The organism is Priestia sp. 10L35, assembly GCF_056395685.1.
On the sequence record NZ_JBFTKA010000005.1, the window covers coordinates 74,718 to 88,865 of the forward strand.

The window sequence follows — 14,148 nt, forward strand, 5'->3', positions numbered from 1 at the left end:
GGCAGTGAACCATTATATACCTCTGCGGGCAAAATCTACAAAACGAAACTTATCCAGACGATGACGTGATTCCGTATATTGAAAAAGGCTTGCATCTTCTAAATACACATAGTTTCTTACTACCACAATATGTTCATAGTCTTTTAAATCTAAGTAACACTTATCTTCGTCCGTCAGCTCGTCAACGGAAATTTCTTTTTTGGCAAAGCTTATTTTCAGCCCAAGATCTTTTTCTAAGTATTCATAAATAGAGCCTTTACATATGTCTTTTGTGAGGTGAGGAACATACTTTTTATGAAAAAAATCTTTATCTAAAATAATTTTCTCCCCATCGATTTCCCGCGCTCGAACCACTTTCCATATAAGATCTTTTTTCGTCGCCCCAAGCTGTGTGCACAGGTCTTGATCGGCCTTGACTAATTCAAACTCTTTTACAATAGTGGTCGATGTATGTCCCAGCTTTTCCACTACTTCTTTGAAGCTAACAAGTCCTGATACTGGAAAATCAAAGCGTGATACGTCCAATACAAATGAGCCTTTTCCTTTCATTTTTTGAATGTACCCATTTTGTGAAAGTAAATTTAACGCTTTCCGTATCGTTTCACGAGACGTTTGATACTGTTCAACAAGTTCATTTTCAGAAGGAAGTTTTGTATTAGGACGCCAGTCACCGCGTTTAATTTTATCGACTAACTGTTCGTAAATGCTGATAAATTTATTTTCTTTCAATTGCCATCACCTATTTTACTTTCTATATATACCCAATTGTATAAAAAGAACGATAGATTGTCACCCATCGTTCTTTTTACTTTTTCTTTATTTTTTTAAATGATACACGATTGATTCATACGGCCGAAGGAAGACTTGCTTGAATTCCTTTGATGAATCTTCGTAGTTAGACAGCAATATTTCACTATGATATTCTTCAAAAGTTAGATTTTCTGGCAGTTTAAAAGTCGTTTCGCTGCCGTAGAAATTGTTTATAACCAACAGCTTTTCATCTGCTCCATTTCGGATATAAGCAAAAATCTGCTCGTCTTCTCCAAGAATCAATTCATAGTTTCCATAGGTGATAATCTCGTACTGCTTGCGCAGTGCAATAAGCTTTTGATAGAAATAAAAAATTGAATCTTTATCATCTAACGCTTTTTCCACATTAATTTCACAGTAGTTATCGGCTGGATTAATCCACGGCTTTCCTTTTGTAAAACCTGCATTTGGCTCATCGCTCCATTGCACCGGTGTACGGGAATTATCTCTTGATTTATGTTTTAAAATCTCCAAAATTTCATTTTCGGCCATTCCTTGTGCACGTTTTATCTCATACACATTTAGTGACTCCACATCTCTATATTCATCAATAGAAGAAAACTTCGGGTTTGTCATCCCTATTTCTTCCCCTTGATAAATATAAGGTGTTCCCTGCATCAGATGAATCGTTGCAGCGAGCATTTTGGCAGATTTATTATGATAGAGTTCATCGTTTCCATAGCGGGAAACAACGCGAGGCTGATCATGGTTGCACCAAAATAGTGCATTCCATCCCCCTCCTTTATTCATCTCCGTTTGCCAAGTTGATAGAATCTCTTTTAATTTAATGAAATCAAAATCTGCTAGCGCCCACTTTTCTCCATTTGGGTAATCGACTTTCAAATGATGAAAATTAAACGTCATGCTAAGCTCGCCCCGGTCCGGATGTGAATATTGAATACAGTGGTCAACAGTTGTCGACGACATTTCCCCAACGGTCATGCTGTCGTATTTTGAAAAAACTTCTTGATTCATTTCTCGCATATATTCGTGAACGCGAGGACCGTCGGTATAAAATTTCCGTCCATCTCCTGGCGCGATAGAACCATCATCATCTAAAAAGCGCTGATCTTTTGAAATTAAGTTAATAACGTCCAGACGAAATCCATCTACTCCTTTTTCAAACCAAAACGTCATCATATCGTACACGCTGCGGCGCACACGCTCATTTTCCCAGTTCAAATCCGCTTGCGTGACATCAAACAAATGCAGATACGATTGTTCCGTCAGCTTATCATGCTCCCACGCCGAACCTCCAAATTTTGAAACCCAATTCGTCGGAGCACTTCCATCTTCTTTTTGATCTTTCCAAATATAAAAATCTCTGTACGGGTTATCTTTCGATTTTTTAGCTTCTTGAAACCATTCATGTTCAGTTGACGTATGATTAACGACAATATCCATGATGATTTTAAGATCCCGCTTATGCGCTTCTGTTATTAAACGATCGAAGTCCTCCATTGTTCCGTATTCTTCTTGAATAACAAAATAATCACTTATATCATATCCATTATCCCGCTGCGGCGATTTATAAATTGGCGTTAGCCACACAACGTCTACGCCAAGCTTTTTCAAATAATCTAGCTTTTCAATAATGCCAGCTATATCACCTACGCCGTTGCCAGTCGTATCGTAAAAGCTTTTAGGATAAATTTGATAGACAACAGATTTTTTCCACCAAGGTTCTTGCATTTTTAACACCACCATTTAATTCTTTGGATTATGTTGAAACGATTCTGTAGCCGCGACAGTTGATGTAACGGTTGATTTTTTCTGAAGCTTTCCAAGCGTTAACGTTAAAAGAAACGGCACCACAATTACGATTATCATTCCAATAATAAAAGCTGGCCAGCTCTGTGGAACAATTGATAACGGAGCAGGGATACCCCCAATTCCCACCGATGCTGCTTTCACTCCCGCCACGGATATGACGACACCTGCAATAGCTGAACCAATCACTGCAGAAATAAAAGCAAATCTAAAGCGTAAATTCACACCAAACATTGCAGGCTCCGTAATGCCAAGCCACGCTGAAATCCCTGACGTTAAAGACAGTCCTTTTAATTTCTCATCATTTTTTGAAAGAATCATTATCGCAAAAGTCGCAGAGCCTTGTGCAATATTGGATAATGCTACCATTGGCCATAAGAACGTACTTCCCACACTTCCAATCAGCTGTAAATCTACGGCTAAAAATGTATGGTGCATGCCCGTAATAACAAGGGGAGCATATAAGCCTCCGTATACAAGCCCTCCAATAAATGGAGCCGTTTTAAACAGCCATACAACTGCACCTGTAATAACATTTCCTATTGCAAATGTAATCGGACCAATCACAATAAAAGCGAGAAACCCTGTTACTAAAAGAGCTACAGGCGCTACAATTAAAAGCTGAAAACCATCCGGTATTCGTTTTCGTAAAAACAATTCGATTTTTGCTAACACAAACGAAGCAGCTAACACAGGTAAAACCTGCCCTTGATAGCCAACTTTCTCAACGTGCAGACCAAATAAATTCCACGTATCGATGCTCCCTTTTTTTAATGCTTCTCCATAAGACCAGGCATTTAGCAAATCAGGATGGACCAGCATGAGCCCAAGGACAATTCCAAATAAAGGGCTTCCTCCAAAACGCGTAACAGCTGACCACCCAATAAGAGCTGGCAAAAAGGCAAATGCCGTATTGGCAATTAAATTAATCATGCTCGCGAAGTCTTTCCACTGTGTATGAACATCTACGATTGATTTATCATCGTAAAAAATTCCGGCTCCTGTTAATACATTATTGATTCCCATCAATAAACCCGCGGTTACGATGGCCGGTAAAATGGGAATAAAGATGTCAGCTAATGTTTTTATTGCGCGCTGCAGCGGATTTAAGTTTTTAGCCGCTTCGTTTTTCACTTCTTCTTTAGATAGTTCACCTATACCTGTAAGCGCCACCATTTCTTTATATACTTTATCAACCGTGCCTTGACCAATAACAACTTGAAACTGGCCGTTTGTAGAAAAAGATCCTTTTACTAATTCGTGCTCATCTAGCATACGTTGATTGACTTTACCTTCATCTTTTAAAACAAGTCGAAGACGCGTTACACAATGCGTTGCAGCAGAGATATTTTCTTTTCCGCCAACGGCTTCTACAATGCGTTCAACAGATTCTCGATTCATGTCTTTTCCCCCTTGTTTCCGTTTTCATTTTACTCCTGTATTTCCTATCCCCTATATAAATCTCACCGCAAACCTGTATATACAAGTTTTATGTTTTTATTCTAACCTGTATATACAAGTTCGTCAACAAAAAATAAAATTACTTCTTTTTCATTTCATGATATAGTCAAAAAGCAAAGTATATGGAAGGAGACGTTGCAATGCTGCAAGTAAGATTAACGGGAAAACAAGAAGAAATTAATGAAGCAATCAAACAGTTTGAACAGAACTACCATATAGAACATCAGTCAAAAGAATATACGCGAAGCGCTAATCCAAAGTACGAGCGCAAAAAAGATACTCGAGTGTATCTTTCCATGCATTTAAAGGATAAATAAAAAGCACAAGAGCATGCTATGCTCTTGTGCTTTTTATTTTATATCGAAACAATTTGATGAGAATAATGGCTCTCAGGACCCGTAACTTTTTTTGTTAACTGAATTATTTTTCGTAATTCATCAATTGGAACTTGCCCAGGAGCTGAGCTGCTTTTCCCTACAGCGAAAGTAACAGAAGATCCGTACATCCACCCGACGATCCGGCTAATAGCTCCTAACCCTCCCATCGACATGGTAATGAGAGGAATGGTGAGCTCTTTTTCAGCCTCTCTTGTAGCTTCCAATAAAGTTAAAACATCTTGATTGTTCTGAGGCATGACAGCCGCTTTCGCTGCATCTGCTCCGTAAAATTCAGCTAGAAATAAGCTTTTAAAAATTTCCGCTTTAGGAGGCGTAAAAGAAAAATTATGATAAGAAAGCACAAGTTTCTTATTATTTTCCTTGGAAACTTCACGTAAATAGCGGATATGCTCTGGCTGATTTGATACTTCAAAATCAATAATTGCTACATATGGATGCTTACATACCTCTGCAAGTATGGCTACTACTTCCTTTTCTGATAAGGAAATAGGCTGCCCCCCTTCTTTTTGAGAACGTACAGTAAGCAAAATAGGCGTGCGCTCACTATTTTCATATATATCCTTAGCTGCAGAAAGGACGCTGTTTATATCTTGAATTTCTTCGTAAAAATCTAAGCGCCATTCAATTATATCCGGTTTTTTTAATAGAATTTCCGCTAGCTCTGTTAAAAGCTCTTTGCGATCTTTGCCCACTAAAGGCGTACAAATAACTGGAGAATGAGCTCCTTCTCCTCGTTCTAGCATAGGAACAGCTCCTTTTTATCAAAGTTAAATGTTTCCGTTTTCATTTCAGCATTTGTTTCATACTTGTTAAACAGATACATGGTGTACTTTCTTATCCGGTGAGTAAATATCCATGATGTTCCAATGTCCTGACGTTGGTACAGGATTGTTTAACATCGCCACATCAATTACAACTGGTCTATTAGAAGCAACAGCTCTTTGAAGTGCCGGTTTAAACTCTTCGGCTGACTGAATTTTTATACCTTCTACTCCATAAGCTTTAGCGATACTTGCAAAGTCAGGAGAATATACCTCTCCATCTTTTTCAAATACCGTGCCTAGAGTAGTTCCAAAATGTGCTTTTTGCAGTCCCGCGATCGTACCAAACGCAAAGTTGTTCATAATGATCCAAACCACAGGGATATTCTCTTCGGCTGCCGTAGCAAGCACAGCTGGATTTTGGCCAAATCCCCCGTCTCCTACTAGAGAAACAACTACTTTATCAGGCTGAGCTACCTTTGCTCCTAAAGCTGCCGGCGCTCCAAATCCCATTGTGGCAAAACCTCCTGGAGTTAATATACTTCCAGCTTCATAGATTGGAAACTGCTGTCCTACCCCATTCTTATTCCAGCCTACATCAGTAGTAATATAGGCATCTTTCGGCAGAACTTCGCGAACTTCATTTAAAATTCGCTGCGGCTGCATTGGGAATGAATTGTCGTGAATATATTCTTCATTGCTAGCTTTAAACTCTTCACGATAAGAAGCAATCTCTTTGATTAATGCTTCATTTTTTACTCCTTCCGGAATAAGCTGTTTAGCTACGCGATTTAAGACTTTAAGGGCTTGTTTTAAATCAGCCACTGCACCGATTTCGGCAGGGTAATTACGCCCTATCTCGCTAGGATCAATATCAATATGAAGCAATTTTGTTTTTGAAAAATCAAACGTATATTCCGGCTCCCAGGAGCTAGAATCTGCTTCTGCAAATCGTGTTCCTAATGCTAAAATATAATCAGCAGTCCGACACTTTTCATTGATAAACTTCGTGCCCCAAAAACCAGTCATCCCTAGAGTCAAGTCATGATCATCTGGAAGTGCTCCTTTGCCCATTAAGGAGTGGGCTACCGGAATGTTCAAGTGGTCCACAAGCTCTTTTAATTCATTTGCTGCATCTGCTAATAGGATGCCTCCGCCTACATATAACACTGGATTTTTAGCATTAATTAATTTTTGTACAATACTCTTTGCCGTTTCATCATCAATAGAAGGTTTTTGCAAAGATTTCGTTTGGCGATGCAATCGATCAAATAAAGCAACATCGATCTTTTTTGAAAAGATATCCATAGGTACAGATACTAATACGGGGCCAGGATTTCCACTTTCCGCTAGTAAAAATGCTTTCTCTAATATTTCTGGAAATAAATCTGGCCGGTCAACTCTCCATGCACGCTTAACGAATGGACGATAAATTTCATATTGGGAAGCATCAGCATGTAAATTTACCTCTTGATGCGGATGCTTTCCATAATAATGAGTAGGAACATCACCAGCGATGACCACCATTGGAATTGAATCTAACGCTGCATTGGCTACACCTGTAGCAGCATTTGTTAAGCCAGGACCTAAGTGACTTAATACTACTGCTGCTTTTTTCGTCACACGTGCATAGCCATCAGCTGCATGCGCTGCAATTTGTTCGTGTCGAACGTTGATAAATTTAATTTTGCTTTCTTCTAAGGCTGTTAGTACCGCTATGTTTGTATGACCACACAAACCAAAAATATGCTCAATGCCTCGTTCCTCAAGATAATTTACTAATTGATGTGATATTAATTTTTCCATTGTATATCCCCCTTTAAATTCACTATATATTTTTTTAGGTAATAAACTCAGCTACGATAGCTGCAGGACAATCATTTTTGTTTCTGTCATATCTTCAATCGCAAATCGAGGTCCTTCTCTACCAACGCCGCTGTCTTTTATCCCGCCGTACGGCCAATGGTCGAGCCGAAAATTAGAGGTCCCATTAATCACAACTCCTCCTACTTCTAAAGATTCAGCAACACGGTAAGCTAAATCCATTTGATTTGTAAACAGCCCTGCTTGCAAACCGAATGATGAATCATTTGTTTCCCGAATAGCTTCTTCAATATCTTTATAAGGAATGATGCTCACCACAGGCCCAAACACTTCTTGACACACCACTTTGCTTTGTTTAGGAGGATTTAATAGAACAGTAGGTTCTATAGAAGCCCCTGTCTTTTTACCACCGCATATCAGCTTTGCACCTAGAGCGACTGCTTCTTCAATCCAAGCCAAAACTCGGTTTGCTGCTTTTTCATCTACTAAACATCCAACATCCGTCTGCGGCAGCAGAGGATCACCAACTTTTAAAGACGTTACCTCATTGTTCAGAAGCTCTGTAAATTCAGAAACAACTGAGTCATGTACATAAATACGCTGAACTGAAATACAGCTTTGACCGGAGTTGCTAAACCCTGTTCTCCCACACATTTCAGCAGCTTTCTTAATGTCGGCATCTTCATGAACAATCGTTGAAGCATTTCCTCCTAATTCTAGAAGCACTTTTTTCATTCCAGCCAGTTCACATATATTTCTGCTTGCCACTGTTCCACCGGTAAAAGAAATTATATTTACACGGTCATCTTTTACGATTTGCTGTCCTGTTTCTACTCCCCCTAAAACCATATTAATAGCGCATTCAGGCATTCCAGCTTCTAATAATAGAGCTATAAATTCTGAAGCAACTAAGGCTGTTTGCGGAGCTGGTTTTAAAATAACACTGTTGCCAGCAGCAAAAGCTGGTCCAATTTTGTGGCATACTAAATTCAAAGGTGCATTAAAAGGAGTAATAGCAGCAACAACCCCGACAGGCACACGGAATGTGGAAGCTATCGCTTTTCCCCCTCGTTCGGAAGCATCTCCTGGTATCGTTTCACCGATAAGCCTTTTTGCTTCTTCCGCAGATTGCTCTAATGTTTCTACAGATCGAGATACTTCATCCAACGTATTCTTCAGGGGTTTTCCTAACTCATTTGAGATGAGAGAAGCAAACTTTTCTTTTTGCTTTTCCAAAAGCCGTGCTGCTTCTTTTAAAATTTTGGCCCTTTCATATGAAGACAGACTCGCAATTGTTTTTTTAGCTTCATAGGCAGCTGATAGCGCTCGTTCAACATCTTCTGGCGTTGCTATAATTTGCTCACCAATTACTTCCTGCGAATACGGACTTTTAATACTTACTGCTGATCGATTACCTTCAAGCCATTCTTTATTTACATAAGGTCTTGCTCGTCTAAAGCTCATTGTGATCTCTCCTTTTAACAATTGACCTGACCCTTTTTAGATCGATCTAATTTTATATTTAGATCGATCTAAATTTTGATGCAGTTTTCTATAAATCCTATTGATTTAAAGTAATAACTCAATTTGTAAACGTTATCATAATCCTACAACAGAAATTTTAATCTAGCAATAGGAAATTAAAGAATTTTCTAAAAATATTTATTGATCCTGAGTCCAGTTTGCTTATACTCGTTTAAGTAGTTTCACATTCACTTCCTTTTTTTTCTTACATACACTGTAGGAGCATGTAAGATAGCAGCACTGTCAATATGACAAAGATTTATGACTATGCTCGAGCTTAACTATTACTTATTTGTTTTGGTTACAGCGTATCACCATCTGTTGACTAACAAGAATTTTATAAACGTGAGCTGATACTTGCTTCTTAGGACATAATATACCTTTCACTGTTTTTACAAACAGTAAAATTTGTATTATAATTCTAATAACTAAAATACAAAATAATAAGTTTTTTATTGTTAAAAACAGAAAGAGGCTTTGAAAAATGACTTACAGCGAGATGTCTCTTAGAGAAAAAAGCATTGTATTTATTGGCTTTATGGGCGTAGGTAAAACAACAATCGGCGAACTGGTCGCTAAGAAATTATACAGAGATTTTGTCGATATAGACCAAGAAATCGAAAAAATGTTTCAAATGCCTACATCACAAATCTTTAAAGAGTTTGGTGAAGAGTTTTTCCGAAATAAAGAAAAAGAAGTAATTAGCCAGTTATCTCAGCAGCGTTTAAAAATTATATCCGTTGGCGGAGGCGCATTTCTTCAAGAAGAAATTCAAAAAATATGCTTATCAAATTGTATTGTATTCTTTTTAGACCTTTCATGGGATTCATGGAAAGAGCGCATCAGTCTCATTATTGACAGTCGCCCTGTTTTACAAGGAAGAAGTCTAGAGGATATTGAAGAATTATTTTATACACGACAAGCAATTTATTCCAACCACCACTCCAAAGTAGAAACTGACAATTTGGATATTGAAGAAGTAGCAAATTATATTGTTGATTCCTTGAAAATGGCTTGGGATATTTATGAACCGTCTAAATAATTCACAAAAAAAAGAAGCAGTTCATTAACTGCTTCTTTTTTTTGATGAGGATTCTCGAACAACTAACTGAGGCGTTAAAATAATGCGATGATGATGTTCTTTTTTATCAACAATTTGGTTATGAAGACACCGTGCAGCATCTTTTCCTATTTGTCTTGCAAAAGAAGAGACGGTTGTTAGAGTAGGATGACATACGGATGATTCCATAACATTATCAAATCCCACTACCGCTATATCTTCTCCCGGAACAATCCCTTTCTCTTTTAAACCTTGCATAACACCAAATGCAACTAAGTCGCTAAAACAAAAAACTGCTGTTGGAGGCTCAGAAATGTCCAGCACTTGACGTGCAGCTTCTACACCGCCGCTTCTTGTCGGACCGCTCGGAATAACAAGCTCTTCATCAATAGAAATTCCTGCGTTCTTTAAAGCCGAGCGGTAACCTTCCATTCTTTCTTTCCACGTTGTAGAACCAGTTGTTCCTCCTAAAAATGCGATTCTTTTGTGTCCCTGTTCAAGTAAGTGTTGAACCGCTTTTTGAACGCCTAAGCTATAATCTACCCCTACATAATCTGACTCCACCTCAGGCAACTCCCTTACTGCTAGTACTGAAGGAACATCTAAATGCTGAATTTTTCTTATCGTATCTTCCGATGTACCCGCAACAGGACATAAAATAATGCCTCCTACCCGATGCTCTAGCATCGTAGAAAGCAGCTGATCCTGTCGATTATCCGAATCAAACGTCGTACCTAAAAACACCGTATATCCGTCTTTCTCGAGCTCCTCGTGTACTCCAATTAACAATTCTGTAAAGAACGTATTAGATATATCCGTAATAATAACTCCGATTGTTGATGAAGTTTGAGATCTTAAATTTGCTGCAATACGATCATATACATATCCTAACTCTTTCATCGAAGCTAGAACTTTTTTCCTTGTTTTTTCAGAAACACTTGGACTATTTCGCACAATAAGCGAAGCAGTAGCTCGAGATACTCCCGCGTGTTCTGCCACTTGTTGTAAGGTTACACGTTTGCGTTTACTTTGTTTCAATTTATTCCACCAACCCTTTATAACGCACCTTTTATAATTATTTTACAATTATCTAAAATAAAAGAAAAGCTTCATCCTTTCACGATGTTCTCTGACAAGGAATCAGTAACAAAAAAAGACGCAGCGTGGGGCTACGTCTTTTCTTCCTAATGCGAACTCATATAAAAATTGATAAAAAAGGCAATCGTGATCACATACATCATCCAATGAATTTCGCGATGGCGTCCTGTAAACAGTTTAATCGCTGTGTATGAAATGAAGCCGAACGCTAAACCTTCTGCAATGCTGTAGGTTAACGGCATCATGACAATTGTTAAGAAAGCGGGAACAACTTCAGTAAAGTCGTCGAAGTTAACGTTTCGAATGTCACTTAGCATAAGCGAACCAATAATAATGAGTGCTGGAGCTGTAGCAACGCTTGGGATAAATTGAATAAGCGGTGCAAAAAACAAAGTAAATATAAATAAGATGGCAACCGTTAATGCCTTTAAGCCGGTACGCCCTCCTTCTGCAATACCTGTTGCATTTTCAATATACGTATTTAACGCAGTGCTTCCAAAAATAGCACTCGCCATTGTACCGATTGAATCTGCTGCAAGCGCGCGATTTAAACCTGGAATTTTACCGTTTTTATCTACTAAGTTTGCTTTTTTAGATAGTCCAATCAATGTCGCTAGCGTATCAAATAATTCTACGATGGTGAAAGAAAATACAACTGAAAAAATGCCGTAGGCAACTGCGCCCTTTAAATCCATTTGAAAAAATGTTTCTCCAACGCTTGGCGGCGTAGCTGAAAAGACGTCTTTCAAGGAATGAGGAACTGCTTGTACTCCTACAATCATCGCTAATATTGTCGTAGCAAAAATACTTATAATGAGAGCGCCTTTTACATTTTTAGCCATCAGTACAGCTGCTAATATCAGCCCAAAAATAGCCAGTAAGGGACCCTTATCCATGACATTTCCAAGCCCTACAAAAGTAGACTCGTTTGCCACAACTAATCCAGCGTTTTTCAAACCGATAAACGCAACAAAAAGACCAATTCCAACTGCTATGGAAGACTTTAATACGTTCGGAATGGCATCAATAATCTTTCCGCGTATTCCTGTTACCGTTAAAACAAAAAATAAGACCCCGGATATAAAAACTGCTCCAAGTGCCGTTTGCCATGACAACCCTTGTCCTAATACTACTGAATACGTAAAAAACGCATTTAAACCCATCCCTGGACCGGTTACAATCGGGAAATTTGCCCACAGAGCCATCAGTAACGTACTAAATACAATGGCGTAAATGGTAGCTGCAAGAGCCGCTTCTCGGGGGATACCGGCGTCAGACATGATAATGGGGTTGACAATTACCATATAACTGACCGTCATAAAAGTTGTAAGTCCTGCTAGTATTTCTTGTTTTGGTGTTGTGTTGCGCTCTGATAGTTTAAACAAGCGCTCTAATATTCCGTTACGCTCCAACACGCGCGCCTCCCTACTTCTAAAAAAAATAAAAAATCCTACCTATTCAAATGTCCTAAAAAAGACACGATTTAGGAGGATTTTACGTTGCAAAGTAAAATCTTTTGTCCTATTATAGTCTTAATTTGTAGATATGCAAAGGTAGAAAACGCTATCATTATAAAAATTTTTATCTTCCGTTAGTTTGGAATTTTGAAAATTTATTTCTCTTATCTTTTTAGTCTGTTGCAAGAGTACTCTTTTTACTCATTTATACAAAAAAGAGATTAAGACATAACTAAATAAATCCATTCTCAAGACAAATAAACAGATGAAACCTACGTTCACCTTGACAACAAAAAAACTCGAATTATTAATCAATAACTCCGATTAATAATTCGAGTTTTACTTTTGTTAAAATACTTTCATTCCAGCCTCTTCTTTGTTTTACATCTTATGAAATCAAAAGCGGGATTCTTTTTAAAAGACGATCAATCGAATGATTTGCTTCTTTCAATACAATTCCTTGGTCAATTGTTTTTAACACGCGATTTTCCATCACAATTTCTCCATCAACCATCGTTAATTCTACATCTCCTCGCGTTGCTGAATACACAACTCTGGAAATAGGGTCTACGCCGTAAGATGGAAAAGTATGAAGCTGATTTAAATTTAAAATAGCAAGATCCGCTTTTTTCCCGACCTCTAAACTTCCAATTTCTTTTTCAAGCCCGACTGCTTTCGCTCCGCCGATTGTAGCCATTTCTAGCACGTGCTTTGCATTCATGGCCGTTGGTCCGTGCGAGGGTTTATGAATCGTAGCGGCCAGCCTCATTTCGTTGAACATATCCAAATTATTATTACAAGGAGCACCGTCAGCGCCAAGACTTAAAAATACACCTTGCTCTAATAAACCGGGCACATCTGCGATTCCCGATGCAAGTTTTAAGTTTGAGCCTGGGCAATGACTAACTTTTACTCCTTGATTCTTAATAATTTGCTTTTCTTGATCATTTAGCCACACACAGTGCGCTAAAATAAGGCGTTCATTGGCTAATCCTAAATGATCTAAGTACATGATATTTCTCATACCCGTTTCAGCTTCTACGATGCGAATTTCTTCTTGATTCTCAGAAGCATGAGTATGTACATGGACATTATATGCAGCTGATAAATGGCTCACTTCACGCAGCAAATCTTCCGTACACGACAGCACAAATCTTGGGGAGAATGCGTATCGAATACGACTGTTATTTGAATTATGCCATTTTTCAAGCAGCTCTACACTTTCTTTGATCGAGTCAGCCGTTGTCTCCTGCAGAGCTTTTGGCAGATCATCGCCTTTTTTATCCATCATTACTTTTCCTGCAAGAGCTCGGATTCCACTTTGAGATATAGCTTGAAAAGCAGAGTCCGTATGATGAACAGTTTCCATATCTACAATTGTTGTAGTCCCGCTTTGAATGAGTTCGCCGATCCCTAACAGCGCTGAATAATAGATAGATTCTTCATCATGTGAAGCTTCAAGCGGCCATATTTTCTTCTTTAGCCAGTCTAGCAGCTCTAAATCATCTGCTTGCCCTCTAAAAAGCGTTTGACATAAATGGATATGAGTATGTATAAAGCCCGGCACAATCGTTTTATTTGCTGCGTCAATGACTTTATCTACCTTTTCCGGATGCAGGTTTTTCCCGATTGCTGCAATACGATTTCCAACAATATAAAGGTCACCGTAAATAATATCATTCTTCTCATTCATCGTAATAATCTCTGCATTTTTAATTAATGTGTGCGTCATACCTTCTTTCCCCTCTTTCGTAACATCTCTCTATTTCTAGCTCAAGCCGAACACTAACATCTTCAAGCAATCTTTCTTACACTGTTCTTAAATATATATGGTGCATGCTCTGAGTTGAATAAGTGTAGGTAACCTCATGCGCGATAGAGAGTTTGGGTAAAAAAAATTCCTAGCTGATTATACAGCTAGGAGGTTGGATTTATGATAAAATCCCAAGTCCCTTTTTCAAGAGGTTATACGAAATCGCAGGAGA

At 38.4% G+C, this 14,148-nt stretch carries 11 protein-coding genes; 2 read left to right on the top strand and 9 right to left on the bottom strand.

All coding sequences use genetic code 11. From position 1 onward, the window contains the following. Positions 1-12 precede the first annotated feature (12 nt). The 3 genes from treR to treP form a co-directional block, all read right to left on the bottom strand. Positions 13-729, bottom strand: a complete 717-nt coding sequence (gene treR, locus AC1DEF_RS18680) for a trehalose operon repressor (protein WP_097824204.1) — start codon at positions 727-729, stop codon at positions 13-15. Positions 730-816: 87 nt separating this feature from the next. Continuing rightward, entirely contained in the window at positions 817-2,502 is a 1,686-nt protein-coding gene (gene treC, locus AC1DEF_RS18685) for an alpha,alpha-phosphotrehalase (RefSeq protein ID WP_097824205.1), read from the bottom strand. Positions 2,503-2,517: 15 nt separating this feature from the next. Further along, complete coding sequence (treP, locus tag AC1DEF_RS18690; protein ID WP_097824206.1) at positions 2,518-3,981, bottom strand: PTS system trehalose-specific EIIBC component; 1,464 nt, start codon at positions 3,979-3,981, stop codon at positions 2,518-2,520. A gap of 200 nt (positions 3,982-4,181) precedes the next feature. On the opposite strand from treP, the gene AC1DEF_RS18695 reads away from it, so the two are divergent. Continuing rightward, positions 4,182-4,358 (top strand): YvzF family protein, encoded by a 177-nt coding sequence (locus tag AC1DEF_RS18695; RefSeq protein ID WP_016763228.1) that lies wholly within the window; start codon positions 4,182-4,184, stop codon positions 4,356-4,358. A gap of 38 nt (positions 4,359-4,396) precedes the next feature. Here AC1DEF_RS18695 and aroD read toward each other — a convergent pair whose 3' ends face one another. From aroD to AC1DEF_RS18710, 3 genes are all read right to left on the bottom strand, one after another. Further along, positions 4,397-5,182 (bottom strand): type I 3-dehydroquinate dehydratase, encoded by a 786-nt coding sequence (gene aroD / locus AC1DEF_RS18700; protein WP_477727523.1) that lies wholly within the window; start codon positions 5,180-5,182, stop codon positions 4,397-4,399. 66 nt (positions 5,183-5,248) lie between these two features. Further along, a complete protein-coding gene (locus AC1DEF_RS18705) occupies positions 5,249-7,006 on the bottom strand; it encodes a thiamine pyrophosphate-binding protein (RefSeq protein ID WP_034654011.1) in 1,758 nt (585 codons plus the stop codon). Positions 7,007-7,057: 51 nt separating this feature from the next. Further along, positions 7,058-8,488, bottom strand: coding sequence for an aldehyde dehydrogenase family protein (locus AC1DEF_RS18710; protein ID WP_016763225.1), 1,431 nt, complete (start codon positions 8,486-8,488; stop codon positions 7,058-7,060). Positions 8,489-9,032: 544 nt separating this feature from the next. Between AC1DEF_RS18710 and AC1DEF_RS18715 the strand changes: the two genes are divergently transcribed. Further along, the gene (locus AC1DEF_RS18715; RefSeq protein ID WP_013055659.1) at positions 9,033-9,590 is read left to right on the top strand and encodes a shikimate kinase; all 558 of its coding nucleotides are present in this window, start codon (positions 9,033-9,035) and stop codon (positions 9,588-9,590) included. 24 nt (positions 9,591-9,614) lie between these two features. Here the strand turns inward: AC1DEF_RS18715 and AC1DEF_RS18720 are convergent, their stop codons facing one another. The 3 genes from AC1DEF_RS18720 to AC1DEF_RS18730 form a co-directional block, all read right to left on the bottom strand. Continuing rightward, positions 9,615-10,646, bottom strand: a complete 1,032-nt coding sequence (locus AC1DEF_RS18720) for a LacI family DNA-binding transcriptional regulator (RefSeq protein WP_013081964.1) — start codon at positions 10,644-10,646, stop codon at positions 9,615-9,617. Positions 10,647-10,792: 146 nt separating this feature from the next. Further along, positions 10,793-12,118, bottom strand: a complete 1,326-nt coding sequence (locus AC1DEF_RS18725; protein ID WP_016763224.1) for an NCS2 family permease — start codon at positions 12,116-12,118, stop codon at positions 10,793-10,795. 433 nt (positions 12,119-12,551) lie between these two features. Continuing rightward, entirely contained in the window at positions 12,552-13,895 is a 1,344-nt protein-coding gene (locus tag AC1DEF_RS18730; RefSeq protein WP_043980115.1) for a 5'-deoxyadenosine deaminase, read from the bottom strand. Positions 13,896-14,148: the final 253 nt, after the last annotated feature.

What these genes read in the sequence shown, in the direction of transcription:
- AC1DEF_RS18705 (WP_034654011.1), bottom strand. Translation starts at nt 7,006, where the DNA reads ATGGAAAAATTAATATCACATCAATTAGTAAATTATCTTGAGGAACGA.
- AC1DEF_RS18730 (WP_043980115.1), bottom strand. Translation starts at nt 13,895, where the DNA reads ATGACGCACACATTAATTAAAAATGCAGAGATTATTACGATGAATGAG.
- AC1DEF_RS18695 (WP_016763228.1), top strand. Translation starts at nt 4,182, where the DNA reads ATGCTGCAAGTAAGATTAACGGGAAAACAAGAAGAAATTAATGAAGCA.
- treP (WP_097824206.1), bottom strand. Translation starts at nt 3,981, where the DNA reads ATGAATCGAGAATCTGTTGAACGCATTGTAGAAGCCGTTGGCGGAAAA.
- AC1DEF_RS18710 (WP_016763225.1), bottom strand. Translation starts at nt 8,488, where the DNA reads ATGAGCTTTAGACGAGCAAGACCTTATGTAAATAAAGAATGGCTTGAA.
- treC (WP_097824205.1), bottom strand. Translation starts at nt 2,502, where the DNA reads ATGCAAGAACCTTGGTGGAAAAAATCTGTTGTCTATCAAATTTATCCT.
- AC1DEF_RS18715 (WP_013055659.1), top strand. Translation starts at nt 9,033, where the DNA reads ATGACTTACAGCGAGATGTCTCTTAGAGAAAAAAGCATTGTATTTATT.
- aroD (WP_477727523.1), bottom strand. Translation starts at nt 5,182, where the DNA reads ATGCTAGAACGAGGAGAAGGAGCTCATTCTCCAGTTATTTGTACGCCT.